Origin of the sequence: Candidatus Walczuchella endosymbiont of Icerya purchasi (assembly GCF_964030875.1) — a bacterium.
Taxonomy (GTDB): Bacteria; Bacteroidota; Bacteroidia; order Flavobacteriales; family Blattabacteriaceae; genus Walczuchella.
The window spans coordinates 67585-93239 of sequence record NZ_OZ034981.1 but is presented as its reverse complement, the minus strand read 5'-3'; the positions used below and the strand labels follow the sequence as shown (position 1 = coordinate 93239).

General features: G+C 31.6%; 25 protein-coding genes, 9 tRNA genes and 2 pseudogenes. 21 read left to right on the top strand and 15 right to left on the bottom strand.

The genetic code is table 11. The features are described from left to right. The first annotated feature begins 34 nt into the window (after nucleotides 1–34). Nucleotides 35–118 (top strand) — tRNA-Leu (locus AAHJ01_RS00430). A 33-nt stretch (nucleotides 119–151) separates the two neighbouring features. Here AAHJ01_RS00430 and AAHJ01_RS00425 read toward each other — a convergent pair. The 3 genes from AAHJ01_RS00425 to AAHJ01_RS00415 all read right to left on the bottom strand — a co-directional run bounded on the left by AAHJ01_RS00425 (nucleotide 152) and on the right by AAHJ01_RS00415 (nucleotide 411). Continuing rightward, nucleotides 152–225 (bottom strand) — tRNA-Arg (locus tag AAHJ01_RS00425). A 13-nt stretch (nucleotides 226–238) separates the two neighbouring features. Further along, nucleotides 239–312, bottom strand: a tRNA-Pro gene (locus AAHJ01_RS00420). Nucleotides 313–326: 14 nt separating this feature from the next. After that, nucleotides 327–411 (bottom strand) — tRNA-Ser (locus AAHJ01_RS00415). Between the two features lie 175 nt (nucleotides 412–586). Here AAHJ01_RS00415 and tsaD point away from each other — a divergent pair. Continuing rightward, nucleotides 587–1609 carry a tRNA (adenosine(37)-N6)-threonylcarbamoyltransferase complex transferase subunit TsaD gene (tsaD, locus tag AAHJ01_RS00410; protein WP_342226920.1) on the top strand — a complete coding sequence of 341 codons (1023 nt, stop codon included), beginning with the start codon at nucleotides 587–589 and terminating at the stop codon, nucleotides 1607–1609. A 13-nt stretch (nucleotides 1610–1622) separates the two neighbouring features. On the opposite strand, the gene AAHJ01_RS00405 is transcribed toward tsaD, so the two are convergent. Further along, nucleotides 1623–1883 carry a type B 50S ribosomal protein L31 gene (locus AAHJ01_RS00405; RefSeq protein WP_342226963.1) on the bottom strand — a complete coding sequence of 87 codons (261 nt, stop codon included), beginning with the start codon at nucleotides 1881–1883 and terminating at the stop codon, nucleotides 1623–1625. A gap of 145 nt (nucleotides 1884–2028) precedes the next feature. On the opposite strand from AAHJ01_RS00405, the gene rpsO reads away from it, so the two are divergent. From rpsO to rpmF, 5 genes are all read left to right on the top strand, one after another. Then, a complete protein-coding gene (gene rpsO, locus AAHJ01_RS00400; protein WP_342226919.1) occupies nucleotides 2029–2328 on the top strand; it encodes a 30S ribosomal protein S15 in 300 nt (99 codons plus the stop codon). Between the two features lie 6 nt (nucleotides 2329–2334). Next, entirely contained in the window at nucleotides 2335–4464 is a 2130-nt protein-coding gene (gene pnp, locus AAHJ01_RS00395) for a polyribonucleotide nucleotidyltransferase (RefSeq protein ID WP_342226918.1), read from the top strand. A gap of 20 nt (nucleotides 4465–4484) precedes the next feature. After that, a complete protein-coding gene (locus tag AAHJ01_RS00390; RefSeq protein ID WP_342226917.1) occupies nucleotides 4485–5357 on the top strand; it encodes an RNA polymerase sigma factor RpoD/SigA in 873 nt (290 codons plus the stop codon). A gap of 79 nt (nucleotides 5358–5436) precedes the next feature. Next, nucleotides 5437–6291, top strand: coding sequence for a transcription antitermination protein NusB (locus AAHJ01_RS00385; RefSeq protein WP_342226916.1), 855 nt, complete (start codon nucleotides 5437–5439; stop codon nucleotides 6289–6291). Nucleotides 6292–6427: 136 nt separating this feature from the next. Beyond that, nucleotides 6428–6625 (top strand): 50S ribosomal protein L32, encoded by a 198-nt coding sequence (rpmF, locus tag AAHJ01_RS00380; protein ID WP_342226915.1) that lies wholly within the window; start codon nucleotides 6428–6430, stop codon nucleotides 6623–6625. Nucleotides 6626–6663: 38 nt separating this feature from the next. On the opposite strand, the gene AAHJ01_RS00375 is transcribed toward rpmF, so the two are convergent. The 3 genes from AAHJ01_RS00375 to pheS form a co-directional block, all read right to left on the bottom strand. Then, nucleotides 6664–7647: a pyruvate dehydrogenase complex E1 component subunit beta gene (locus tag AAHJ01_RS00375; RefSeq protein WP_342226914.1), complete on the bottom strand. Its 984-nt coding sequence runs from the start codon at nucleotides 7645–7647 to the stop codon at nucleotides 6664–6666. Nucleotides 7648–7741: 94 nt separating this feature from the next. After that, nucleotides 7742–8488, bottom strand: coding sequence for a 23S rRNA (guanosine(2251)-2'-O)-methyltransferase RlmB (rlmB, locus tag AAHJ01_RS00370; RefSeq protein WP_342226913.1), 747 nt, complete (start codon nucleotides 8486–8488; stop codon nucleotides 7742–7744). 36 nt (nucleotides 8489–8524) lie between these two features. Next, the gene (gene pheS / locus AAHJ01_RS00365) at nucleotides 8525–9511 is read right to left on the bottom strand and encodes a phenylalanine--tRNA ligase subunit alpha (RefSeq protein ID WP_342226912.1); all 987 of its coding nucleotides are present in this window, start codon (nucleotides 9509–9511) and stop codon (nucleotides 8525–8527) included. Nucleotides 9512–9539: 28 nt separating this feature from the next. On the opposite strand from pheS, the gene AAHJ01_RS00360 reads away from it, so the two are divergent. From AAHJ01_RS00360 to AAHJ01_RS00340, 5 genes are read left to right on the top strand one after another with little or no spacing between them, the layout of a single operon-like run. Then, the gene (locus tag AAHJ01_RS00360) at nucleotides 9540–10682 is read left to right on the top strand and encodes a cysteine desulfurase family protein (protein ID WP_342226911.1); all 1143 of its coding nucleotides are present in this window, start codon (nucleotides 9540–9542) and stop codon (nucleotides 10680–10682) included. Between the two features lie 11 nt (nucleotides 10683–10693). After that, the gene (rpsF, locus tag AAHJ01_RS00355; RefSeq protein ID WP_342226910.1) at nucleotides 10694–11059 is read left to right on the top strand and encodes a 30S ribosomal protein S6; all 366 of its coding nucleotides are present in this window, start codon (nucleotides 10694–10696) and stop codon (nucleotides 11057–11059) included. Continuing rightward, nucleotides 11028–11330, top strand: coding sequence for a 30S ribosomal protein S18 (rpsR, locus tag AAHJ01_RS00350; RefSeq protein ID WP_342226909.1), 303 nt, complete (start codon nucleotides 11028–11030; stop codon nucleotides 11328–11330). Before rpsF ends, rpsR begins: the two co-directional genes overlap by 32 nt. Before the next feature lie 12 nt (nucleotides 11331–11342). After that, nucleotides 11343–11804: a 50S ribosomal protein L9 gene (gene rplI, locus AAHJ01_RS00345; protein WP_342226908.1), complete on the top strand. Its 462-nt coding sequence runs from the start codon at nucleotides 11343–11345 to the stop codon at nucleotides 11802–11804. A 16-nt stretch (nucleotides 11805–11820) separates the two neighbouring features. Then, a complete protein-coding gene (locus tag AAHJ01_RS00340) occupies nucleotides 11821–13260 on the top strand; it encodes a glycine--tRNA ligase (RefSeq protein ID WP_342226907.1) in 1440 nt (479 codons plus the stop codon). 1029 nt (nucleotides 13261–14289) lie between these two features. On the opposite strand, the gene trpA is transcribed toward AAHJ01_RS00340, so the two are convergent. From trpA to rho, 8 genes and pseudogenes are all read right to left on the bottom strand, one after another. Beyond that, nucleotides 14290–15117 carry a tryptophan synthase subunit alpha gene (gene trpA, locus AAHJ01_RS00335; RefSeq protein ID WP_342226906.1) on the bottom strand — a complete coding sequence of 276 codons (828 nt, stop codon included), beginning with the start codon at nucleotides 15115–15117 and terminating at the stop codon, nucleotides 14290–14292. Next, complete coding sequence (trpB, locus tag AAHJ01_RS00330) at nucleotides 15117–16307, bottom strand: tryptophan synthase subunit beta (protein WP_342226905.1); 1191 nt, start codon at nucleotides 16305–16307, stop codon at nucleotides 15117–15119. Before trpB ends, trpA begins: the two co-directional genes overlap by 1 nt. After that, nucleotides 16307–16918: a phosphoribosylanthranilate isomerase gene (locus AAHJ01_RS00325; RefSeq protein WP_342226904.1), complete on the bottom strand. Its 612-nt coding sequence runs from the start codon at nucleotides 16916–16918 to the stop codon at nucleotides 16307–16309. Before AAHJ01_RS00325 ends, trpB begins: the two co-directional genes overlap by 1 nt. Next, a pseudogene (gene trpC, locus AAHJ01_RS00320) lies at nucleotides 16911–17704 on the bottom strand (indole-3-glycerol phosphate synthase TrpC). Before trpC ends, AAHJ01_RS00325 begins: the two are co-directional and overlap by 8 nt. Then, the gene (gene trpD, locus AAHJ01_RS00315) at nucleotides 17704–18705 is read right to left on the bottom strand and encodes an anthranilate phosphoribosyltransferase (RefSeq protein ID WP_342226903.1); all 1002 of its coding nucleotides are present in this window, start codon (nucleotides 18703–18705) and stop codon (nucleotides 17704–17706) included. The pseudogene trpC and the gene trpD overlap by 1 nt, the downstream one beginning before the upstream one ends. After that, a complete protein-coding gene (locus tag AAHJ01_RS00310) occupies nucleotides 18698–19276 on the bottom strand; it encodes an aminodeoxychorismate/anthranilate synthase component II (RefSeq protein WP_342226902.1) in 579 nt (192 codons plus the stop codon). Before AAHJ01_RS00310 ends, trpD begins: the two co-directional genes overlap by 8 nt. A 3-nt stretch (nucleotides 19277–19279) precedes the next feature. Further along, entirely contained in the window at nucleotides 19280–20566 is a 1287-nt protein-coding gene (locus AAHJ01_RS00305) for an anthranilate synthase component I family protein (RefSeq protein ID WP_342226901.1), read from the bottom strand. A gap of 143 nt (nucleotides 20567–20709) precedes the next feature. Then, nucleotides 20710–21852: pseudogene (gene rho, locus AAHJ01_RS00300) on the bottom strand (transcription termination factor Rho); the annotation flags it as partial. Between the two features lie 266 nt (nucleotides 21853–22118). Between rho and prfA the strand changes: the two are divergent. From prfA to nusG, 9 genes are all read left to right on the top strand, one after another. Then, nucleotides 22119–23168 carry a peptide chain release factor 1 gene (gene prfA / locus AAHJ01_RS00295; RefSeq protein ID WP_425286277.1) on the top strand — a complete coding sequence of 350 codons (1050 nt, stop codon included), beginning with the start codon at nucleotides 22119–22121 and terminating at the stop codon, nucleotides 23166–23168. Between the two features lie 62 nt (nucleotides 23169–23230). Then, nucleotides 23231–23304, top strand: a tRNA-Thr gene (locus AAHJ01_RS00290). 10 nt (nucleotides 23305–23314) lie between these two features. After that, nucleotides 23315–23399: transfer RNA gene (locus AAHJ01_RS00285), tRNA-Tyr, on the top strand. Between the two features lie 20 nt (nucleotides 23400–23419). Further along, nucleotides 23420–23492: transfer RNA gene (locus AAHJ01_RS00280), tRNA-Gly, on the top strand. 11 nt (nucleotides 23493–23503) lie between these two features. Beyond that, nucleotides 23504–23575: transfer RNA gene (locus tag AAHJ01_RS00275), tRNA-Thr, on the top strand. A gap of 34 nt (nucleotides 23576–23609) precedes the next feature. Next, entirely contained in the window at nucleotides 23610–24797 is a 1188-nt protein-coding gene (gene tuf, locus AAHJ01_RS00270; RefSeq protein WP_342226899.1) for an elongation factor Tu, read from the top strand. Between the two features lie 19 nt (nucleotides 24798–24816). Beyond that, nucleotides 24817–24889 (top strand) — tRNA-Trp (locus AAHJ01_RS00265). Beyond that, nucleotides 24865–25086 (top strand): preprotein translocase subunit SecE, encoded by a 222-nt coding sequence (gene secE / locus AAHJ01_RS00260; RefSeq protein ID WP_342226898.1) that lies wholly within the window; start codon nucleotides 24865–24867, stop codon nucleotides 25084–25086. Before AAHJ01_RS00265 ends, secE begins: the two co-directional genes overlap by 25 nt. Nucleotides 25087–25088: 2 nt before the next feature. Continuing rightward, the gene (nusG, locus tag AAHJ01_RS00255) at nucleotides 25089–25637 is read left to right on the top strand and encodes a transcription termination/antitermination protein NusG (protein ID WP_342226897.1); all 549 of its coding nucleotides are present in this window, start codon (nucleotides 25089–25091) and stop codon (nucleotides 25635–25637) included. Nucleotides 25638–25655 lie beyond the last annotated feature (18 nt).

Sequence of the window (25655 nt, the reverse complement as noted above, 5' to 3'; positions counted from 1 at the left end):
ACAACCTGTAAATAATTTTTATCAAACCTATTAAGTCCATGTGGTGGAATTGGTAGACACGCTACTTTGAGGGAGTGGTATTCGAAAGAATGTGCTGGTTCGAATCCAGTCGTGGACACTATCCAGTCGTGGACACTCATCAAATATGTAGTAATCACGGCAGGTCTCGAACCTGCGACCGACTGCTTAGAAGGCAGTTGCTCTATCCATCTGAGCTACGTGACCTTTAAAATCTTCGTCGGAGTGACAGGATTCGAACCTGTGACCTCCTGGTCCCAAACCAGGCGCGATACCAGACTACGCCACACTCCGTTCTACGTTCTCCGCGGAGAGTGTGGGATTTGAACCCACGCGACGATTTCTCGCCGACAGTTTAGCAAACTGCTCCATTAACCACTCTGGCAACCCTCCCTCCGTATTTCTTTGAATAATACTTACTCCTGCTAAGGAGAGTGCGAATAGTTGTTATCGTGATTAAAATCACCGTCAGATCTCTGTAATATATAATAAGGAAGCAAGAATTGATACATATTAATTAATCCCATCAAAAGTTTTTTCCTTATGTTAATCTTTCATAGTGTTATCCATGAAAAAATATCCTGTTATACTTGCTATAGAATCTTCTTGTGATGACACCGCTGTGTCTATTATGAAAGGTGATGTTGTACTTTCCAATATTATTGGAATTCAACAAGTACATAACTATTATGGAGGAGTAGTTCCTGAACTTGCTTCTAGATATCACCAAAAAGAGATTGTTCCATTAGTTCATCAAGCTATTATGTTATCGAACAGAAATAAAATTGATGCTATAGCTTTTACACGTGGACCAGGTCTGATAGGATCCTTGCTAGTAGGAAGTTCATTTGCTAAGTCTTTGGCTATAGCATGGGACATTCCGATTATTAGCGTACATCATATACAAGCACATATTCTAGCTCACTTTATAAGAAATGAACTTAATTCCACTCCGAAATTTCCATTTTTATGCCTTACTGTCAGCGGAGGACATACACAAATAGTACAAGTAGACGATTATTTTAAAATGACTTTACTTGGGAAAACCATTGATGATTCCGTGGGAGAAGCTTTTGATAAGGCAGCTAAAATTCTTGGTCTAGGATATCCTGGAGGGATATGGATAGATCGTTATGCACAGAAAGGGAAATATAAAAAATTCCTTTTTTCAAAACCACAAATAAAAAATCTAGATTTGAGCTTTAGCGGATTTAAAACGCAATTTTTATACTTCATTCGAAAAAAGTTACAATATGATTCAAATTTTATTATAAATAATATACACGATATTTGTGCATCAGTACAGTACACTTTAGTCAATATATTATTCGATAAAGTCTACCAGGCTATTTATAAAACAGGTATTTTTAGAATTGCCTTATCAGGAGGTGTTTCAGCTAATTCTGGATTACGTAGAAAATTTTTACAAGCTTCAAATGAAAAAAATTGGAAATTGCATCTCCTTCCATTAGAATATACTACTGATAACGCAGCTATGATTGCTATGACTGCTCAAATAAAATACATTAAAGGAATATTCGATAATATCAATATCACTCCGACAGCAATTTGTGAGTGGGATAATATTTAGATTTTTCCAATCTTTAAAAATTAGTTTTTCCGTAATTCTTGTATTTTGTTAGAAATTTATCCACTCTACCAGCGGTATCTACAAATCTCATTTTACCAATAAAAAAAGGATGTGAACTACTAGATATTTCTATTTTTATTAGTGGATATTTTACATTATCTATTTCTATTTGATCTTTAGTTTCAGCTGTAGAACGGCATAGGAATATTTCCTCACTACTCATATCTTTAAAAGCTACCAATCTATAGTTTTTGGGATGAATTCCTTTTTTCATAATAAAATGTTTTTTTAATATTTCATAATATTTCATAATATTTCATAATCTATATAATAAAAAAACTGCTCCATAGCATATTAGTCTAGTTTAGCATATTAGTTTAGCATATTAGTCTATATATTAGTCTATATATAATATAATTATGTATTTAACCACTTTAACCACTTTAACCACTTTAACCACTTTAACCACTTCCCAAAAAATTTTAGACAAATTCGGTACATTAGTTACTAATACGGGTTCTTCAGAAGGTCAAATTGCTCTTCTTACTCAGAGAATAAAGCATATGACTGAACATCTTAAAAAACATAGAAAAGATTTTCATACTCAAAAATCTCTCATTAATCTAGTAGGAAAACGCAGAAAACTACTTAAGTACATAAAAAATTTTGATATTAATCGATATAGGATAATAATAAAAGAATTGAACCTAAGAAAATAATTTTATATGAAAAAATCAAGTATTATTTCAGAAAAAATATCTATCACATACGGTCGTAGGATTCATATAGAAACTGGATTTCTAGCTAAACAGTCTGATGGTTCCGTTGTTGTAAAAATGGGAAATACTATGATTTTAGCTACTGTTGTAGCTTCCAAAGAAACTATAAAGAAAAATACAGGTTTTTTACTTCTTACTGTAGACTATAAAGAAAAATATTATGCGACCGGTAAAATTCCTGGTGGATTTTTCAAGAGAGAAGTGCGTCCTACGTATAGAGAAATTTTAATCCCTCGTATTGTAGATCGTGTATTAAGACCTTTTTTTACAAAAAAATTCCATGCTGAAATACAGATTATGATTTCACTGCTTTCTTATGATAACTCAGTCTTACCAGATGGATTAGCAGGATTAGCAGCTTCATCAGCATTAGCTGTTTCGGATATCCCCTTTAATGGACCTATTTCCGAGGTCCGCATTGTACGTTGTAATAACAAATTCATTATTCATCCCAATATAGAAGAAATTTTAAAATATGATATCGATATGATTGTTGGAGCTTCTAAAGAAGCCCTTATTATGATAGAAGGGGAGATGAAAGAAATATCAGAAAAAGAAATATTATCCGCAATTGCTTTCGCACAGGAAGTTATAAAAGATCAGGTAAATGCACAGATACGTTTAGCCTATAAACTAGAAAAATTTAGTACTAAAAGATTTGATCATTTTTATGAAGTACAGGATAAAGAACTTTATGATAAAATTCAGAAGATAACTTCTGATAAAACATATAAAGCTTCAAAATATTCTTCTGATAAGAAACAACTTATTGAAAAATACAGGAATATATTCAATGAAGTAAAGTTGCACTTTACAGAAGAAATGTGGAAAGAAAAGGAAAGTTTAGCACATTATTATTACGAAGAAATAAAGAGAAAAGTTATACGGACATTGATACTATCTGAAAATCATCGCATAGATGGACGTTCTTCAAAAGAAATTAGACCGATACAATGCTGTGTAGACTATCTTCCTAGCGTGCATGGTTCTGCGATATTCTCTCGTGGAGAAACTCAATCGTTAACTACCGTAACACTTGGATCATCGGTTGATGCCAACCGTATAGATAATGCCCTTAAAGAAGAAAAAGAAAAATTTTACATCCATTATAATTTTCCTCCTTTTTCTACTGGAGATGTCCGAACTATACGAGGAATATCACGTCGTGAAATAGGACATGGAAATTTGGCGCAACGGGCACTAAAAAATGTTATTCCTGAAGGAAATCCTTACACTATTCGTATGGTATCTGATATTTTTGAATCTAATGGATCCTCTTCTATGGCAACTATTTGTGCAGGAACCCTTGCTCTTATGGATGCAGGAATACCTATTAAACTCCCAGTTTCAGGGATTTCTATTGGATTAATAATAGAGCATGGTAAAGAAGTAATACTTTACGATATTTTAGGTGAAGAGGATCATATTGGTGATATGGATCTTAAAGTAGCTGGTACGGCAAAAGGAATTACCGCTTGTCAAATGGACATTAAAATAGAAGAAGGTATTTCTTTTCAAATTCTTGAAAAAGCTCTAAAACAAGCCTATGAAGGACGTATATATATTTTAAATGAAATGCTAAAAACATTATCTCTCCCCAGAAAATCTATAAAACCCCATGCTCCTAAGATATCTGTTTTAGAAATTCCTAAAGAGTTTATAGGATCAGTTATTGGTACAGGGGGAAAAATGATTCAAGAAATTCAGGACGAAACTAATACTGTAATTTCTATAGAAGAAAAAGGAAAAATTGGATTTGTAGAAATTGTTGGAAAGCATCAAGACAAAATTGATAAAGCGGTACAAAGAATTAAAGCGATTTCTTTTGTTCCAGAAATAAAGGGTATATACGATGCTAAGGTTAAATCAATTAAAAAATTCGGGGCTTTTGTAGAGATAATTCCTGGTAAAGAATATCTCCTTCACATATCGGAGATTAATTGGGAGCGATTGGATAAAGTAGAAGATGTTCTAAAAATCGGAGATAAAATCCAGGTCAAACTCATGGGAATTGATGATAGGAATGGAAAAATTATAATTTCTAGAAAAGTTCTTTTACCTAAAGGTAGAAAATAGTATACTGACACGATAATATTATGAGACAACTTAAAATTACTAAGCAAGTAACTAATCGGGAAATGCCTTCTCTTGATAAGTATTTACATGAAATAGGAAAAGAATCTTTACTTACTCCTGAAGAGGAGGTAGAATTAGCACTGCGGATTCAAAAAGGAGATGAAGTAGCTCTTAATAAACTTGTGAAGGCAAATTTACGATTTGTGGTATCTGTAAGTAAACAGTATCAAAATCAAGGACTAAGTTTAGGAGATCTTATCAATGAGGGAAATTTGGGCCTTATAAAGGCTGCTAAGAGATTCGATCCGACGAAAGGATTTAAATTCATTTCTTATGCTGTATGGTGGTGTCGTCAATCCATTATGCAAGCTATTGCTGAATGTTCACGTCTGGTGCGTTTGCCCATGAATAAATGTGCATTAATCAGCAAGATTAATAAAACTTTAGCACAGTTAGAACAAAAGTATGAACGTTTACCCTCAACTCGAGAAATTGGAGAAGTACTTGATATCCATGAAGACGATGTAAAAGAATCTATAAAAAATTCGGTTAGATCTGTTTCTATGGATGCCCCATTAGCTGAAGGGGAAGACTATAATTTATATGATATAATTCATTCCAATGAATCACCTATTCCTGATGAAAATCTTATTCAAGAATCTTTACGAATTGATATTGTTAGTTTAATGAATGATCTCACGCCACGTGAACGTGAGATTACTAAAAAATGTTTCGGACTAGATGGTCACCCTCCTCGGACTCTAGAGGAAATAGGAAAAGAACATGACCTTACTAGAGAGAGAGTGAGACAGATAAAAGATAAGGCATGTAGAAAACTTCGTCATAGCTCACAAATAAACATTCTCCAATCCTATCTTGACAGGTTAACGTAATAAGGTTAGTTCTCTTAGAAGCACAAGCGAATAATCAACGGTTATCATCTGACGTAACACGTCAAATAATTATTAATCAATGTTGGTAATAAATAATTTTAGAACTAAAGTAATGCAATTTTTGTACGCCCAACACATATCAAATGAAGATACTCAAATAGTAGAATCCAATATGTTTCATAGTATAGAAAAAATTTTTGATCTATACATATATTTACTTAGTCTTCTTCTCGGATTACATGAAAAAAAAAGATTCCCAGTAGATAAATTAGCTGATAATAAGCTGTTAATCATTCTTTCAAAGAATAAGAAACTATGCCAATATATTAATGATAATAAGCAACTTAGTTGGAATAATTATGACGATTATTTATTGATTCTTTTTAAAGAATTATATACACTTCCACTTTATCACGATTATTGTTCAACTGTAAAAAGTTCGTTTGAAGAAGATAAAAATTTTATTTTGCATTATTATGAAGAAAATTTCGCTAATCATGATAAACTTTATGAGTGTTTAGAAGAAGACTACATAACATGGGTTGATGATTTATATCCAGCTAATATAATGGTATATAATACATTAAAATTTATAACCCCAAGCACACCTAATAACTTTCATCTCTACAATATCTATGATAACAAATATTTTGTTCATAAGCTTTTTCATAAAACTTTTATATACAAAAATGAATTCAATGCATTGATTCGTAAAACTTCTAAAAATTGGAACCTTGAAAGAATAGCCATTTTAGATTTGATTATTTTGCAAATGTCTATATGCGAATTTCTCCATTTCCCAAGTATACCCTCACGAGTAACAATGAACGAATATATAGAAATTACAAAAATGTATTCAACTGAAAAAAGTAGAATATTTGTCAATGGGATGATAAATAAATTATTCAAAATATTAAATGATAAAAAAAAATAAACATTACGGACCTTCCTGTCTTCAAGTAATCTTAGATGCCCTTATGTAACCTACTGAGAGATTCCGCTGGAGTACATGAAGTATGTTGTTGTATTCCTTTCAATGTACAAAATGAAAAATTTAAAAAAAAACAAGTATGCCTAATCCTAAAAGAAGACAATCTAAATCCAGGAGGAATAAAAGGAGAACTCATTGCAAAGCGATGTTACCTCAGCTTACTTATTGTTCTACGACAGGAAAAACACACTTATATCATCGTGCTCATTGGGACAATAATAAGCTTTACTATAGAGGTAAAGTAGTTGTAGAACTAATAACACTTGTGAAGAAATAAATATTTATTCCACAACGTGCTTTTATTTATACTGATCTTTAGCTTCTGCAGTATAAAAGATTTTTTATAACTTCAATTACTTTATATGAATTAGGATACCATTTATTTATCAGATTAGGGGCATAAGGAGCTGGAACATCTTGAACATTGATCTTTATAATAGGAGCATCTAAATAATCAAATATTGTTTTTTGAACAAAGTAAGCAATTTCAGAGGCAATAGATGCAAAAGGACAGGATTCTTCAAGAATCACTAGTCTGTTAGTTTTTTTTACCGATTTTACAATAGGTTCATAATCTAATGGGCGTATTGTTCGTAAATCAATAACTTCTATATCAATACCTTCTGTTGAAAGAAACTCGGCAGATGACAAAGCTACTTTCATCATTTTACCGAACGATACTAACGTTAGATCTTTTCCTATTCTTTTAATATCCGTTACCCCAATGGGTAAGACATATTCCTCTTCTGGAATCATCATTTTATCCCCGTACATTTGTTCAGATTCCATAAAAATCACTGGATCATCGTCACGGATAGCTGATTTTAATAGTCCTTTAGCATCGTAAGGATTAGAAGGAATGACTACTTTCAATCCAGGACAATTAGCATACCAGTTTTCAAATGCTTGTGAATGTGTAGCTCCCAATTGACCTGCTGATCCGGTAGGCCCTCTGAATACAATAGGAATACTCCATTGTCCTCCACTCATCTGTCGGATTTTTGCCGCATTATTTATGATTTGATCTATAGCTACAAGAGAAAAATTAAACGTCATATATTCAATAATTGGTCGGCATCCATTCATAGCAGATCCTATACCAATACCAGAAAATCCCAGCTCTGAAATTGGTGTGTCTACAATTCTTTTGTAACCGAATTCATCAAGCATTCCCTTGGATGCTTTATAAGCACCGTTATATTCTGCTACTTCTTCTCCCATTAAATATATGCTCGGATCTTTTCTCATTTCTTCGCTCATAGCTGCAGCAATTACCTCACGAAAAGTCATTTCTTTCATAATTAAAAATGTCCGTTTATCAAATTAACTAAATTTTCTACATTTGTCCAAGTATATAAATGTGTGCTACGCTTATATTTTTTTAAAGTTTTCGTTATAATTTTGCAACACGTAACCGTTGTCGCAATATTTCGTATAGAATAACTCCGCAAACCACAGAAACATTCAATGAAGAAATTGTTCCCAACATTGGTAATTTTAATTTCTCATCAGAGAAAGACAAACAAGATTTTGAAATTCCTTTTTCTTCATTGCCTAAAATAATAGCCAAAGGGACAGAGAGATTAGCCTCATAAAAAATAGTATCGGCTTTTTCTGTGGCTGCTATAATGTGTAACCCAGATTTTTTCAAAAATCTTAACGACCTTATAAGGTTATTTTCTTTACAAATAGGGATTTTAAAAATAGCTCCTGAAGAAGTCTTGATAGTGTCAGAATTTACTGGTGCTGATCCTTTTGAGGGGATAATTATTGCGTTTACACCAACACATTCGGATGTCCGAATAATAGCACCAAAATTTCGTACATCTGTAATGCCGTCCAATACAAGGAATAACGGAATATTTCCTAATTCAGAAACTTTAGGCAGTAAATTTTCAATACAATGAAAATCTATAGAAGAAATAAAAGCAAAAACTCCTTGATGATTTTTCTTTGTCAGACGATTAAGTGTTTCTAGTGAAACATTTTGGAATGGTATCCGATGTTTTTTAATCAATTCATATAAGGTATAGTAATTGTTACCTAGTAATCCTTTTTGTAAAAAAATTTGATCTATAATTTTTCCTGATTTGATAGCTTCTATCAATGGGTGTAATCCATATATGGAGTTTGATAACATGGATTTTGAGTGAATCCACTTCATGGATAGGGGATTTTAATGAATACTCTCAAATTGCCTCAAAAATCTAATATCATTTTCAAAAAAAAGTCGAATATCTCCAATTTTATAGAGAAACAAAGCAATTCGTTCAATACCAATACCAAAGGCAAATCCTGAAAATTTATCCGGATCAATATCTACATTTCGTAAAACTTGTGTATTTACCATTCCGCACCCCATAATTTCTAACCAACCTGTTTTAGTTTTTAACTCACAATAAACATCTACTTCAGCACTAGGTTCAGTAAAAGGAAAATACGAAGGACGGAATCTAATTCTAGAGCTTCCAAAAAGAGAATTAGTGAAATATTGAATCATTTGCTTTAAATCGGAAAAAGAAACTTTTGTATCTACATACAAACCTTCTATTTGATGAAACATATGGTGAGATCTAGGAGAAATCGCTTCATTTCGATACACTCTTCCAGAAGATAAAATCCGAATAGGTGGACGGTGTTTTTCCATATAACGAATTTGTACCGAAGAAGTGTGTGTACGGAGTAATATATCAGGATCTTTCTCTATAAAGAATGTATCTTGCATATTTCTTGCTGGATGATAATCCGGAATATTTAAAGCAGTAAAATTATGCCAATCATCTTCAATTTCTGGACCTTCATAAGGAGTAAACCCTATTTGATTGAAGATGTTTATGATACTATTTTTTACTAGAGAAATAGGATGACGTGCTCCAAAGATATAGGGGTTTCCAGATTTAGTTAAATCCTCTAGAGATTCTTCATTTTTTTTTTGTTTATATTTATTTTGTCGAATAATTTCGTTACACTCGTTTTTTAACCGGTTAAGTTCTGCACCTACATCTTTCTTTTCTCTCGATGGTAATGTTTTGAACTCTTTAAATAGCTCTGTAATCTTTCCTTTTTTACCAAAATATTTGACTTTAAAAGTTTCTATATCTTCTTGACCATTAGCAATAAACTTCTTTATATCTAAATGGATTTGTTCAATTTTTTTAATCATCTATAGAGAAAAATTTATTGTTGAATTGTTGAATATATACTTGGATAATGCTGCTACGACTCCCATCAGACCGGAAGTTATCAAAACTCTGACTAATACTTTACTAGTTTTTTTTGGGAATCCTTCTTCTAATCATAAATGGGGAAGATCAGCACGTTTTGCAATAGAAAATTCAAGAAGAACTATTGCCAAACTTTTAAATGTACGATCTTCGGAAATTATTTTTACTTCTGGAGGTACTGAAGTGAATAATATGATTTTAACAACTGTTATTCAACAACTTAAAGTTAAACGGATTATTACTTCACCTATTGAACATAAATCGGTTCTGGAGACCTCTTCTCAATTATTTAAAAATCATGGGATAATATTAGAATTTGTTAAACTTAAATCTCACGGAAGAATAGATCTTGAGGATCTAGAAAATAGATTACAAAATTTTTCTTTTACTACGTTAGTAAGCTTAATGCATGCTAACAATGAAATAGGAAATATTCTCCCATTGAAAAAAGTCTCTGCTATATGTAAAAAATATAAGGCTTGGTTTCACTCTGATACAGTTCAAACTATTGGTCATTATAAATTAAATATGCAAAAAATTGGAGTGGATTTTGCATCAGCTGGAGCTCATAAATTTTATGGCCCATTGGGAGTAGGTTTTGCTTTTATCCGAAAGGGTTCCTTACAAAAAGGTTTTATACATGGAGGAGTTCAAGAACTTGGTATACGTGCAGGGACCGAAAACTTATATGGTATTGTAGCCATGGCTAAAGCTCTAGAATGTTCTATGCAATATCTTGATAAAGAACACTCGTATATAGAAGATATTAAAAAATATGCTATTTTTGAGCTTAAAAAGGCTATCCCAGAGGTACAATTCAATGGTCTTTCTGATAATCTTCAACAAAGTATTTATACAATATTAAGTATTTCTTTGCCTAAACCAGATGATGTGTTACATTTTTGTCTTGATCTTAAAGGTATTGCTGTAGCACAAGGAAGTGCTTGTTTATCAGGTATAGGACTATCGTCTCATGTTATACACACAATTTCGGGACCAGAAAATAGAACTACGTTACGTATTTCTTTAGGAATAACTAATACTAAGAAGGATATAGACGCACTTATTATTGCTTTAAAGGAATGTATTAATACCTCAAATTCATTATAAACATATAGTTCATGTCAAAATATTATGAGACTGTTTTTATATTAACTCCAGTTCTATCAAAAAATCAGGTAGAAGAAACAATAGAAAACGTTAATAGTTTACTTAAAAAAAATCATGTTGTAATAGAGAAACACGAATCCTGGGGACTCAAAAAATTGGCTTATCCGATAAAGAAAAAAAAAACCGGATACTATGAACTATTTTTATTTTCTCTCGATGGAGAAATCCCATCGAAAAACATAATATCAGAACTTGAACTCTTCTTTAATAGAGACGAACGCGTGATCCGTTTTCTTATCATAAGGCTGAATCAACATTCATTTGAATATTATAAAAAAAACAATTATGGAATTAAACAACCTAGAAAAACAAGCTAAGCAAGGAAAAGAAGGAGAAATACGTTATCTATCTCCGATAGAAATCTATGAAAAACCTCGTCATAAATATTGCCTTTTTAAGAAATACGGTCTAAAACATGTAGATTACAAAAATCCTAACTTTTTATTAAAATTTCTCAATCCTCAGGGTCAAATTTTACCACGGAGGATTACAGGAACTTCTGTTAAGTATCAGGGGAAAGTCAGTAAGGCGATAAAAAGAGCAAGACATTTAGCGATTCTCCCTTTTATAACTGACGATTTGAAATAAACCTTAATAAATATGCGAATTATCCTAAAAAAAGATATAGATAATCTTGGGTTGAAATATGAAGAAATAGTTGTAAAGCCTGGGTTCGCTAGAAACTATCTTATACCTAATGGATATGCTGAATTATCTACTAAATCTAATAAAAAAAAAATACAGGAGATATTAAAGCAGCGTTCTAAAAAAGAAGAAAATTTAATAAAAAAAGCTAAAGAAATAGCAGAAAAACTTAGGAAGATTCACCTTAAAATTAAGGTGAGGACAGGTTCAGATGGTAAGCTTTTTGGATCTATTAACAATAATACTATTGAAGAATCTCTCCGTAAATATGATATTAAGGTAGATAAAAATTTGATTATTCTTAATAAAGTCAAAATTTTAGGCAAACACCGAGCTGAAATTAGGTTACATAGAAAAATAAAAGTAAGTCTACCATTTGAACTTATATCTACTAAAGTAGATCATAAAAAAAAATGAATCATACAGGGTATATATGAAGGAATATGATGATCTCCTAAAACTTGTCGTTTCTCACGCAAAATCTTATGGTTTTATTTTTCCTTCAAGTCAGATTTATGATGGATTAAGTTCCATATACGATTACGGTCCGTATGGAGTAGCTCTGAAGAACAATCTGAAAGATTATTGGTGGAAAGCAATGGTAAATATCCATAAAAATATCGTCGGCATAGATACTTCGATCCTAATGCATCCTACTACTTGGAAATCTTCAGGACATGTGGATTCTTTTAATGATCTTTTAATTGAAAATAAAGATAGTGGATATCGTTATCGTGTAGATGTTCTACTAGAAGATTATTGTGAAAAATTGCAACAAAAGAAAATCTCAGAACGTATAGTCCATTCGATGGAAGCAAATAATTTATCTGAGATCAAAAAATTGATTGATGAATTAGGAATTTCAGATGCAAAATCAGGGTCCAAAAATTGGACAGATGTACGGAAATTTAACTTGATGTTTCAAACCAGTATAGGCTCAGAATCTACTACACTTTATTTACGGCCTGAAACAGCTCAGGGAGTTTTTGTCAATTTGATGACTGTACAAAAAAGTACACGAATGAAAATTCCTTTTGGAATAGCGCAAATTGGTAAAGTTTTTCGGAATGAAATTATAGCTAGACAATTTATTTTTAGAATGCGCGAGTTCGAACAGATGGAAATGCAATTTTTTGTAGCTCCAGGCGAGGAAATAAAATGGTATGAATATTGGAAGGAAATCCGACTAAAATGGCATTTAGCTTTGGGATTATCATCGGATAACTATCGTGTTAGTAAGCATACTAAATTAGCTCATTATGCTAATGCTGCCTCTGATATAGAATTTCGTTTTCCTTTTGGATTTAGAGAAATTGAAGGTATTCATTCACGGACTGATTTTGATTTGAAAAATCATCAATATTTTTCAGGTAAAAAAATTCAGTACTTTGATGCAGAAAAAAATAAAAGTTACATTCCGTACGTAATAGAAACTTCATTAGGTCTTGATCGTTTGTTTCTTGTAATATTTTCTTCTTCTCTTCACAAAGAAATTTTGGCAGATGGAACTTCCCGTTTCGTGTTAAAATTACCAGAACCAATTTCTCCTATCAAGGCAGCTATATTACCCTTGCTAAAAAAAGATGGGTTACCAGAATTAGCTGAAAAAATTTTTGATGAATTTAAATGGAAATATTCTCTAGTTTATGAAGATAAAGAATCTATCGGGAAACGTTATCGTCGTCAAGATGCTATTGGAACCCCATTCTGTTTCACAATAGACTATGAAAGTTTGAGGACGAACACTTTGACAGTACGATACAGAGATACTATGAAACAAGAACGTCTATCTATAAAAGAACTTGATAAGTTCTTAGAAGAAAAAGTAAGCATGAAGAAACTTTTAACCTCGTGTTATCCATGTCAACCATAGTTTGTTAGTCTCTTCGCAAGTATAAATACATAACCTTTGAAATGTGCAAAGGAGTTGCTCAAATTACTATAAATCGTCCAGAAGTTCAGAATGCTTGAAACTATTGAATCTATGGATATAGTTCGTGATTGAATCTATGGATATAGTTCGTGATTGAATCTATGGATATAGTTCGTGATTGAATCTATGGATATAGTTCGTGATTGAATCTATGGATATAGTTCGTGAGTGTTCTACTATTGACGTAGTCATTCTTACAGGTAAAAAAGCAAGGGTATTGGAAGACGGAGTACCACGTATTAATGTCTTATATAATACGAGAACTCCCTAAACCTGTTATCGCTATGGTAAACGTTTATGCAATAGGAGGTGGACATGTAGTTTGTGATCTTACTATTGCCTAAGAAAATCGGATTCATGTCGTACAAAAAAAATCAAGATCAATTTTGGTTCTATGCCAACAATACAGTGCAAAGGAAGCTAGAGGCTACTATGGAATATTCAGAGTCCCATGGCAATGATTAAACGTTGTATAAATGCAGAACTCGATGGTCAACACGGATTGATGCAACCAGCTGGTGACGCAACTAGCTGGTGACGCAACTAGCTGGTGACGCAACGTTAATGTATTATTTAACAGAGGAATCTCAAGAAAGCTTTTCTTCGGTCGTCATCAAATTTTGGGTTTATGCTGCTCGTGACCTCTAGCTTTATCAGGAATGTCTGCTCTTATAGCGTCCTCCAGAGATCATTATGATAACTTCGACAGATTTTAGCTGTAATCTCGTCTGGCTATATTTCAAGAGAATGCAAAGCTATCGTCTATATGATTTCTTCTACAATATTAATTTGTATTTAGGTTCAAAATTATAAAGGAATTGCTCCTATATTTAGATGCATTGGATTAGGTAAGGTTTAAATATACTTAGCAAGCTTATAGAACAACCCACACCTACTGTACAACGAAAAGTATTTTTTAGCAGTGCACTATAAAGTAGGTATAGGTTATGTGGTGGAATAACTAAATTTTTAATACAAAATAGATGCGATGAAACGATGAATACTTCCTTCTAGGTCATTCTCATCTAGAGATTGTATAAATGCGCTTCCTATAATACCTCCGTTAGCATATTGACAAGCCAAATTAAATGAATTCTTGTTGGCGATACCGAACCCTATTAGGGTAGGAATAGATAAATTCAACTGATTAATCCGATTTAAAAAAATCAGTGTATCTTTTTTTTTCCCTGTAGTAGAACCTGTAGTAGAACCTGTAGTAGAACCTGTAGTAGAACCTGTAGTAGAACCTGTAGTAGAACCTGTAGTAGATATTGAAGAAACTACATATAAAAATCCTTTGCTAATATTACTAAGCAAAATAATTCGGTTATCTGTAGTTTGTGACGTAACTAAACAAATAAAATATAATTCATATTTCTCAAATAACTTTTGATATTTTTCTTTATAAATTTCTATAGGTAAATCAGGAAAAATAATACCTGATATTCCTGATTTTTTACAACAATTTAAAAAATATTCTTCTCCAAATTTAAAAAATTGATTATAATATCCCATTAAGATTAATGGAACTTGAATTTCATTTTGTATTAATTGTAGTTGAGAAAATAATTGATCAGGATTCATTCCATTTTTAAGAGCTTTTTTATTACTTTTTTGAATGATTAAACCATCTGCCATAGGATCTGAATAAGGCAACCCAATTTCAATAAGATTTACTTTATATTTTTGTAAAAGTTGAATAATTTTTTTAGTACTATTTAATTTTGGATAACCAGCTGTAAAATAAATACTTAAGTTGTTTTTTCCTTTCTTAAAGAGATGATCTATAAGATTCATTATTTCAAAAATTGATTTAAATGTCTAATATAATTTTTTATATCTTTATCTCCTCTACCTGAAAGATTAATTACTACTATATCTTCTTTTTTAAAAGAAATTTTAGGCAAAATAGCTAAAGCATGAGCACTTTCTAACGCTGGTATTATTCCTTCAATTTGGCTTATTTCATAAGCTGCTTGTAACACATCATTATCAGTAACATTAAAAAATTTTACACGTTGTGTCTTAAATAAATTAGCATGCATTGGACCTATTCCTGGATAATCCATTCCAGCAGAAATTGAATAAGGATCTATAATTTGGCCATATTTATCTTGCATAACAAAAGTCATGCTTCCATGTATAACCCCTTTTGATCCTTGAATAGTAGTAGCTGCTGTTTTATTAGTATATATTCCTAATCCTGCTGATTCCACAGCAATTAATTTTACTGATGCATTCTCTAAAAAATGATAAAAAGCACCTATTGCATTACTACCTCCACCGATACAAGTAATAATATAATTAGGTTGTGTTATTCCTTTCTTTTCTTGTAATTGTTTTTTAATTTCTTTACTTATAATAGATTGAAAATAAGCTACTATTTTTGGATATGGATGTGGTCCTACTACTGATCCTAGTAAATAATAACATTCAGGATGATTTATCCAATAACGTAAAGCTTCATTAATTGCATCTTTAAGAGTTTTATTTCCAGTAGTTGCAGGAAGAACTTTAGCTCCTAACATTTTCATTTTAGATACATTAATTGCTTGTCGTAAAATATCAGTTTCACCCATAAAAATTATACATTCTAAAGAAAGAAGAGAACAAACAGCAGCTGTAGCAATTCCGTGTTGTCCAGCTCCTGTTTCAGCAATAATTTTTTTTTTACCAAGTTGTTTTGCAAATAAAGCTTGTCCTATTGTGTTATTAATTTTATGTGATCCAGTATGATTAAGATCTTCACGTTTTAAATAAATATTAGTTTTATATTTTTTAGAAAGTTCATTACAATAAAATAAAGGAGTAGGACGTCCTACATAGTTGTTTAGCAATGATTCAAATTTTTTTTTAAAACTAAGGTCAAAAATTATACTTTCATAAGAGTCTTTTAATTCTTTTAAATTCATCCATAAAATTTCTGGAATAAATGTCCCTCCAAAATCGCCATAAAATCCATTCTTATCAGATAAATAAGAATTCATCAACGTATTTTTTTTATAAAATTACTAATTAAATGACTATTTTTTAACCCTGGAGTAATTTCAAAATGACTATTAATATCTATACAAAACAATTTAGGATGTGAAAGTTTCAGAATTTCATCAGTATCATTTATAGTAATACCTCCACTAAGAAAAAAAGGAATATCAAAATAATATTCATACAGTTTCACCCATAAAAATTTTTTACCACTGCCTCCATATTTTGAAGTTTTTGTATCAAAAAGAAAATAATCAACACAATTACTATATTTTTGAATTTTTTCAAACGAAAAATTTTGATCTACATTAAACGCTTTAATAATTTTAATATTTTTTTTGTATAAACTATAACAAAATTTAACATCTTCATTTCCATGAAGTTGAATTAAATCTAATCTATAATTTTCAATTTTTTGTAAAACGTATTTTTCAGATGAATTTACAAATACCCCGATTTTTTTTACTTCGCATAAATTTGGAATTGTCAAATATTTTTTTATAAATCTCGTAGAGAAAGGGTAAAAAATAAATCCTATAAAATCAGGTTTAAGAATCAAAATTTCCATTATATTACTAGGATATTTCAAACCACAAACTTTAATTTTAAACATGATATTTTAGGTTAACTTGTTTAATATACTCTTCCATTTTTTTTCCAGGATGAGAAGAACGCATAAATATTTCCCCAATAAGGAAGCCTGCAAAGCCCATTTGGGTTAAAAAACTCACTTTAATCGGATCATATAGACCACTTTCTGATATTTTTATAAAATTATTAGGTATTATTTTAAATAATTCTACAGAACGTTGTATATCGACAAAAAAAGTGCTAAGATTTCTATTGTTGATTCCTATAATATCGATATATTCATTAATTTTGTAGAATTCTTTTTCATAATGCATTTCCATAAGTACTTCTAAACCTAGTATTTTAGCTACATGGGTCAAAGACTGTATTTTCTCTTTGGAGAGGACCTCAGCAATTAGTAAAATGATATCTGTTCCAAGCGATTTAGCAGCAATAATTTGATATTCGTCAATTATAAAATCTTTACACAAGAGAGGTAAAGAAACGATTTCTCTAGCCTCTGTAAGATCTTCATTTTGACCATAAAAAAAAAATAATCTGTTAATATAGATATTCCAGAAGCTCCTGCATTTTCGTAAGCTTTCACTACTTCTTTTACAGAAACCCGATTATTAATAATCCCCAGAGTAGGAGATTTACGCTTGAACTCGGCAATAATATTGGTATGTTTTTTTTTTAAATTATTATATAAATAATGACAATTTCTTTCGAAATAAGGACTTTTTTCCAGTGTTTTTATAGTAACAAGATGCCTATTTATGTAAACTTCCTTCTGTTTTATAGTAATAATTTTTTCTAAAATGTTCATTAAATGTTTAATAATGTTTCTAACACTTTTTTAGCCTTTTTACTTTCTAAACTTTCTTTTGCTATCAGATAATTACTTTTAAAATCTTTGTTATTCAGTAAACATAAAGAGAATGCAGCATTTGTCAATACAACTTCATTTTGGCTTTTACTTCCTTCTCCAGAAAGGATACTAACGAATATCCGTTTATTTTCTTCTGTATTTTTACCTCCTGTAATAGTTTTAGGAAGAAGTTTTAATCGACCTAATTCTTTTGGAGTATAAATAGATTCACCTTTTGGATCGTAACATTTAAATGGACTAGTCAATGAAATCTCATCATACCCATCTAGACTATGAATAATCGCATAATTTTTTTTTTCCTTTTTAAAAAAATAATAGTATAATCTTGCGATTTCTAGATTATTTACTCCCAATAGTTGATAGTGTGGTTCACTAGGGTTTAACAAAGGTCCTAGAATATTGAAGAAAGTCATTATACCTATTTCTCTTCTTACCCAGTAGACGTTTTTCATCACTGGATGGAATAGTGGAGCATGTAAGAAACATATTCCAGATTTTTCCAATTCTTTTTGTAAGCGTCCTTCTTCATTAGTAAACTTGTATCCCAATGATTCTAGCAAATTGGAAGATCCAGTAATAGATGATGCGCTATAATTACTATGTTTTATTACTTTTCCACCGTAACCAGCCACTATAAAAGCAGCTAAAGTGGAAATGTTAAAAGTCTTTTTACCATCTCCTCCTGTTCCAGAAATATCTATTGCATCAACTGTATTCAAATTTATATGAATCTTAAAGTCAAGCAATGCTTCATAAAAGCCTTTTAATTCCTCCAATTGAGGAGTTCTCATGTTATAAATACTTACTAATGCTGATATTTGAGCCGGAGTGAATTTATTATTTGCTATATTAATCATGAGAGACTTTGCCTCTTGCTGATTAAGAATTTTCTCTTCAAAAAGAGAGTTGAGTATATCCGGAATTTTTACATTATACATGTAACCAGTTATACACTATTTTTTTTCCATAAGGAGTTAATATAGATTCAGGATGAAATTGAACACCTACTACATCATACTTTTTATGACGTATAGCCATGATTTCCCATTTGGGTCCTCTTGCCGTAATTTTTAATTCTTTAGGAAATTGTTGGGCCGAAACCATCCATGAATGATAACGGCCTACTTCAATAATATCAGGCAAGCCTTTGAAAAGTTGTTCAGTAGAATCAATTATTTTTACCTTACTGGTAATTCCATGATATACTTTTTTTGTGTTAAGTAATTCTCCTCCAAAAACCTCTGCGATAGCTTGCTGACCTAAACAAATTCCGAATAAACTTTTTGTCGGTGCATAATTATGTATCAAAGGGTTGAGAATATTAGATTCCTCTGGAATTCCTGGTCCTGGCGACAAGAGTATTTTATCGTAATTATCAACTTCTTCTAAGGGAATAGAATCATTTCTAAAAACGGAGACCGTACTATTTGTAATTTCTTTAATCAAAGACACTAAATTGTAGGTAAAAGAATCGTAATTATCAAGGACTAAGATTTTTATTATACCCATTTATTAAATCTTTTCAGCACATAAAATAGCTTGTTTTAGTGCTTCAAGTTTATTATTTACTTCTTCTAGTTCATTTTCTTCTTTAGAATCTGCTATAATTCCTGCTCCTGCTTGCAGAAATAGCATATTATTTTTACTAAGAAAGGAACGAATAATAATAGCTGTATTCACTTCACCGTTCAGACCAAAAAAACCTATTGCTCCTCCATAGACACCACGTGATTTATTTTCAAAATTATCTATTAGTTCCATAGCTTTATACTTTGGAGCACCGGATAAAGTTCCGGATGGAAAACTTTCTCCAAAGACTTTGATCGAAGAAATTCCATATTTTAAGTTTCCTGAAACTTGTGAAATCATATGCATAACATGCGAAAAGTATTGTATTTCTTTATAACGATTCACTTTTACTTCTGAAGAAGTCTTGCTGAGATCATTCCGAGCTAAATCTACTAACATTACATGTTCTGAATTTTCCTTAGTACTTTTTGCTAATATTTCAGCTGCATTTTTGTCAGTTGTATAATCTCCAGAACGATGCATAGTTCCAGCTATTGGATAAATAGAAGCTGTATTATTACTAATAACTATTTGAGATTCAGGAGAAGACCCGAATATTTTATAATTTCCATAATCGAAATAAAATAAATAAGGCGAAGGATTAATAGAACGCAAGGTTCTATATACATTGAATTCATCTCCTTTGAATTTTTGACTATATTGTCGTGAAAGTACAATTTGAAACACTTGTCCCAACACGCATGCTTTTATACCTTTGGATACCAAATCACGATATTGATCATCGGTAAGATTTGATACATCATTACCTATTCTTTTAAAAGGAAAATTTATAAATCGACTCTGATGAATAAGATTAAAAATTTTTTCCATTTGGGAATCTTCCTTTTCAACGAATCGATGTTCTATAACAATAAGTTTATTATGAAAATGATCGAAAACTATAAGATTCTTAAAAAAACCTAAACGAATTTTGGGGACTTTATCCTCTTCAAAAGAAGGGGAGGTAAAAATTATATTTTCAAAAAAAGGAATACTATCGTAAGTTATATAACCGTACAAACCTGAATAAGGTGAAAAACCTGATTCGACTCGAAATTTGTAAAAAAAAGGGGCTAAAAATTTATAAGCATTTATACTATTTTTTAATTTTATTTTTTCTTCAGTAGAATCTGGATAACGTTTATATATATATCTATCACATACAATAATCTCTGCTAAAGATTGTATACAAATAATGGAAATTTTTTTTTTTGTTGTGATAATCTGCACATTCTAAAAGTAATGTCTTTGTAAAATGATCTCTTAATTGCATATAAAGCTTTATAGGAGTAGTAATATCTGCTAGAATTTTTTGATGAAAGCTTTTGAAAGAGAACATAATAAAAAAATGTGTAGAAACTTATATTTTTAAATCACTTATTCATAGAAATAAGGAATTCTTCGTTACTTTTAGTTTGGTTAATTCGTTTGATCAAAAATTCCATAGCTTCTATCGTATTCATCTCTGAAATATGTTTTCGCAAAATACACATTCTCTGCAATGTAGTATCGTTCAATAATAAATCATCCCTACGTGTGCTTGAAGCAACTAGATCTATAGCCGGATATAATTTTCTATTAGCTATTTTTCTATCAAGTTGTAATTCCATATTACCTGTCCCCTTAAACTCTTCAAAGATAACTTCGTCCATTTTTGAACCAGTTTCGATCATAGCTGTAGCTATAATAGAAAGAGAGCCTCCTCCTTCTATATTTCTAGCAGCACCAAGAAATCTCTTAGGTTTATGCAAAGCATTAGCATCTACTCCTCCTGAAAGGACTTTTCCTGAAGCAGGAGCTACCGTATTATACGCTCTTGCTAAACGAGTTATAGAATCTAGCAATATCACTACATCGTGATTACATTCCACCATTCTTTTTGCCTTTTGTAGAACAATATTTGCTACTTTAACATGGCTTTCTGCTGATTCATCAAAAGTTGAGGCTACTACCTCACCTTTGACACTACGTTGCATATCAGTCACCTCTTCAGGACGTTCATCGATTAATAAGATCATTAAATAGACTTCAGGATGATTTGCTGCTATAGCATTAGCTAGATCTTTCAATAATATAGTTTTTCCTACTTTTGGAGGGGCTACAATCATCCCACGTTGTCCCTTCCCAATCGGAGCAAAAAGATCTAAAATTCTCGTAGAAACAGTAGAGTTCTTATAAGACAAATTAAATTTTTCTTCTGGAAATAAAGGTGTAAGATGTTCAAAAGAAGATCTCTCACGTATGTCATAAGGAGATCTCCCGTTAATTTTAATTATTTTAATCAGAGGAAAATATTTTTCACTTTCTTTAGGTGGCCTAATTGCTCCACTGATTGTATCACCTGTTTTAAGACTGAAAAGTTTAATTTGCGATTGAGAAACATAAACATCGTCTGGAGACGAGAGATAATTAAAATCTGAATATCTGAGAAATCCATAATTTTCTGGCATAATTTCAAGAACTCCTTCACTAGCCACAATTCCTTCAAATTCATAATTTGCTGCACGATATTTGTTTTCCAAAGGCATAATGTCTATTTGGTTTGATTTTTCCTCATATATGTAAAAATTGTACGTTATGTGTTATACTGAGTATTCCAATGTCTTACGATTTTCATTATAAATTTTGTCTTTAGAGTGCATATCAGTTTTATGTACTTTTTCTCTATCTTTAGATATATTTCGTCATTTAATCCACTTTTTCTTGTAATTCATTAGTGTTAGTGATAGTAAAGTTCAGTCAAACATTTATAAAACAGGAAAAGATGAAAAAAAGGTTTCTAATGGAAAAGCTTGATAAACTAGAGCAAGAATTTGACGAGATTTATGATCTTATTATTCAACCTAATATTATTGCAAATAAACAACGTTTTGTATCTCTTTCAAAAAAATATAAAAATCTGGAAAAGATTATACAAATCTATCACGACTATAAATCTAAATCTAAATCTTTACACGAAAATGAAAAAATTCTTTGTGATGCTATTGAATGTATTGAAATAAAAAAAATGGCACAAGAAGAAAAAAATAAACTGTTGATAGATTTAGAACAAATAGAAAATAAAATTCAATCTTTAGTGGATTCTAAAGATTCTGAAGATGATAAAAATGCTATTGTTGAGTTACGTGCAGGAACAGGAGGTGATGAGGCTTGTCTATTTGTGACAAATATTTTACGAATGTACACCATGTACTTTAAAAATAGAAATTGGAAATATAAGATTTTAAACGCACAAGAATCAACTGGTCATGGATATAAAGAAATTATACTAGATGTACAAGGAGAAAAAGTATATGGTATTTTAAAATTTGAATCTGGAATACATCGTGTGCAACGAATTCCTGAAACTGAATCTCAAGGTCGAGTCCACACTTCAGCTATTACTGTAGCGGTTTTACCTGAAGTGGACGCTATTAATGTAAATATTAACTCGGATGATATTAAAAGAGAAACATTCCGATCAAGCGGAGCAGGAGGACAACACGTGAATAAAACTGAATCAGCAGTTCGTTTAACACATATACCAACAGGAATAGTAGTAGAATGTCAAGAAGAACGTTATCAACATAAGAATTATGAAAAAGCTTTAAATGTACTTCGTGCACGTATATATCAAACAGAATTAAAAAAGAATACTCAAGAACGAGCCAATGAAAGGAAATCATTAGTCTCTACTGGAGATCGATCGGCTAAAATTCGGACCTACAATTATCCTCAGGGTCGAGTGACAGATCATAGGATCAACAAATCAATTTATTCTCTGGATGAATTTATGAATGGACATATTCAAGAAATGATCAATGCTCTTAAAATAGCTGATCTTAAAGTTTAGATTTTTTTTTTATATATTATCTTTACTGTATAGGTTCGTCTAATTTTTACCTTGTAGGCACTGCCGGTGTAGCTCAGTTGGCTAGAGCGCGTGATTTGTAATCTCGGTGTCAAGGGTTCGAATCCCTTCGCCGGCTAAAATTAATGGGGGAGATACTCAAGCGGTTAACGAGGGCAGACTGTAAATCTGTTGATATAATCTTCGCAGGTTCGAATCCTGCTCTCCCCACCATACACCATACACCATGAAATGCGGAAGTAGCTTAGCTGGTAGAGCGTCAGCCTTCCAAGCTGAAGGTCGCGGGTTCGAGACCCGTTTTCCGCTCAAAGAGTCTAGCCGATGTAGCTCAGAGGTAGAGTGCTTCCTTGGTAAGGAAGAGGTCACGGGTTCAATACCCGTCATTGGCTCTCTAAATTACAAGGATAAACACAATTATAAATCATGGCAAAAGAAAAATTTAAACGTGACAAACCTCATTTGAATATCGGTACAATTGGTCACGTAGATCATGGTAAAACTACTTTGACAGCTGCTATTACTAAAGTCTTATCTGAGCAAGGGTTGGCTGAAGCAAAAGATTTTAGTGCAATTGATAATGCTCCTGAAGAAAGAGAACGTGGTATCACTATTAATACATCACATGTTGAGTACCAAACACATAAACGTCATTATGCACATGTAGATTGTCCTGGACATGCTGACTATGTAAAAAACATGGTTACTGGTGCAGCACAGATGGATGGTGCTATTTTAGTGGTTGCAGCTAGCGATGGTCCCATGCCACAAACTCGGGAACATATTCTTTTAGCTCGTCAGGTAGGTGTTCCTAAACTCGTGGTTTTGATGAACAAAGTAGATATAGTAGATGATCCAGAACTTCTGGAACTTGTCGAAATTGAACTTCGCGAGTTATTATCAAAATATGAATTTGATGGGGACAATACTCCTATAATACATGGTTCTGCATTAGGTGCTTTAAATGGAGAAGTAAAATGGATGGAAAAAATTAACGAATTAATAACGGCTATAGACAATTATATTCCTGAACCAATTCGGAATGTTGATAAAACTTTCTTGCTCCCTGTAGAAGATGTATTTACTATTACAGGACGAGGTACTGTAGCTACCGGACGGATTGAAACTGGTGTTGTTAGTACGGGTGATTCTGTCGAAATAGTAGGTCTGGTAGAAAAAAAACTGACTTCGACCGTAACTGGTGTGGAAATGTTTAGGAAAATTCTTGATAAAGGTCAAGCGGGAGACAACGTCGGTTTACTGTTACGTGGGATTGAAAAAACAGATATTCGACGTGGTATGGTCATTGGTAAACCCGGTTCTGTCAAACCTCATAGGATATTTAATGCAGAGGTGTATATTCTATCCAAAGAAGAAGGTGGAAGACATACCCCGTTCCATAATAAATATCGTCCTCAATTTTATCTTAGGACCACAGATGTTACTGGAGAAATTCACCTTGCTGATGGTGTAGAAATGGTAATGCCTGGAGATAATATATCTGTAAAAGTTGTATTAATTCAACCTGTTGCTTTAAGTGAGGGCCTACGTTTTGCTATCCGTGAAGGAGGAAGAACTGTTGGAGCAGGTAAAGTTACAAAAATATTTGATTAATATTATTCCTCTTCAAAAAACGGGTGTAGCTCAGTTGGTAGAGCATCGGTCTCCAAAACCGAAGGTCGTGAGTTCGATTCTTATCGCCCGTGCAAAAACCTGTAAACTTCGTAGAAAAATTAAAAATTTCTACAACTTTTTTAATGAATTTGTAAGGAATGTTACTTGGCCAAAATGGGAAGAATTACAATCTTCTGCTGTTATGGTCTCAGTTTATGTTTTTATATTATCTCTTATTGTCTCTTGCATAGATGCAATTTTTGGAATTGTTTTACACGTCATTTTTTAAATATGAAAAATCCTAACGAAAAAAAGTGGTATATCCTTAGAACTGTAAGTGGCAAAGAAAATCAAGTTAAATACTACATAGAAAATGAAATACAGCATTTAGGTATTAAAGAAAATATAGGGAAGGTGCTAGTTCCTGTAAAAAAGATAATTAAGATCCGTAATGGGAAAAAAAATAAAAAAGAAAAAATCTATTATCCTGGGTATGTGTTGATAGAAACTTGTTTAAAAAGTCAAGTAGAACATACTATAAAAAATATTCCTGGAGTTATTTCATTTTTAAGTGAAAAAAAAGGTGGTCACCCTATTCCAATGAGAAAATCAGAAGTAAATAGGATGTTTGGAATAGTAAATGAACTATCCGAAAGGAATGCCAGTATCAGTGTTTCCTTCATTCTAGGAGAAAAAGTAAAAATAATAGATGGTCCCTTTGTAGGATTTTATGGAACTATAGAGAAAATACATGAAGAAAAAGTTTCTTTATCAGTATTAATCTTTGGAAGAAAAACTCCATTAGATTTAAGTTTTACGCAAATAGAAAAAATAATATAAATATTTACAACATAATCA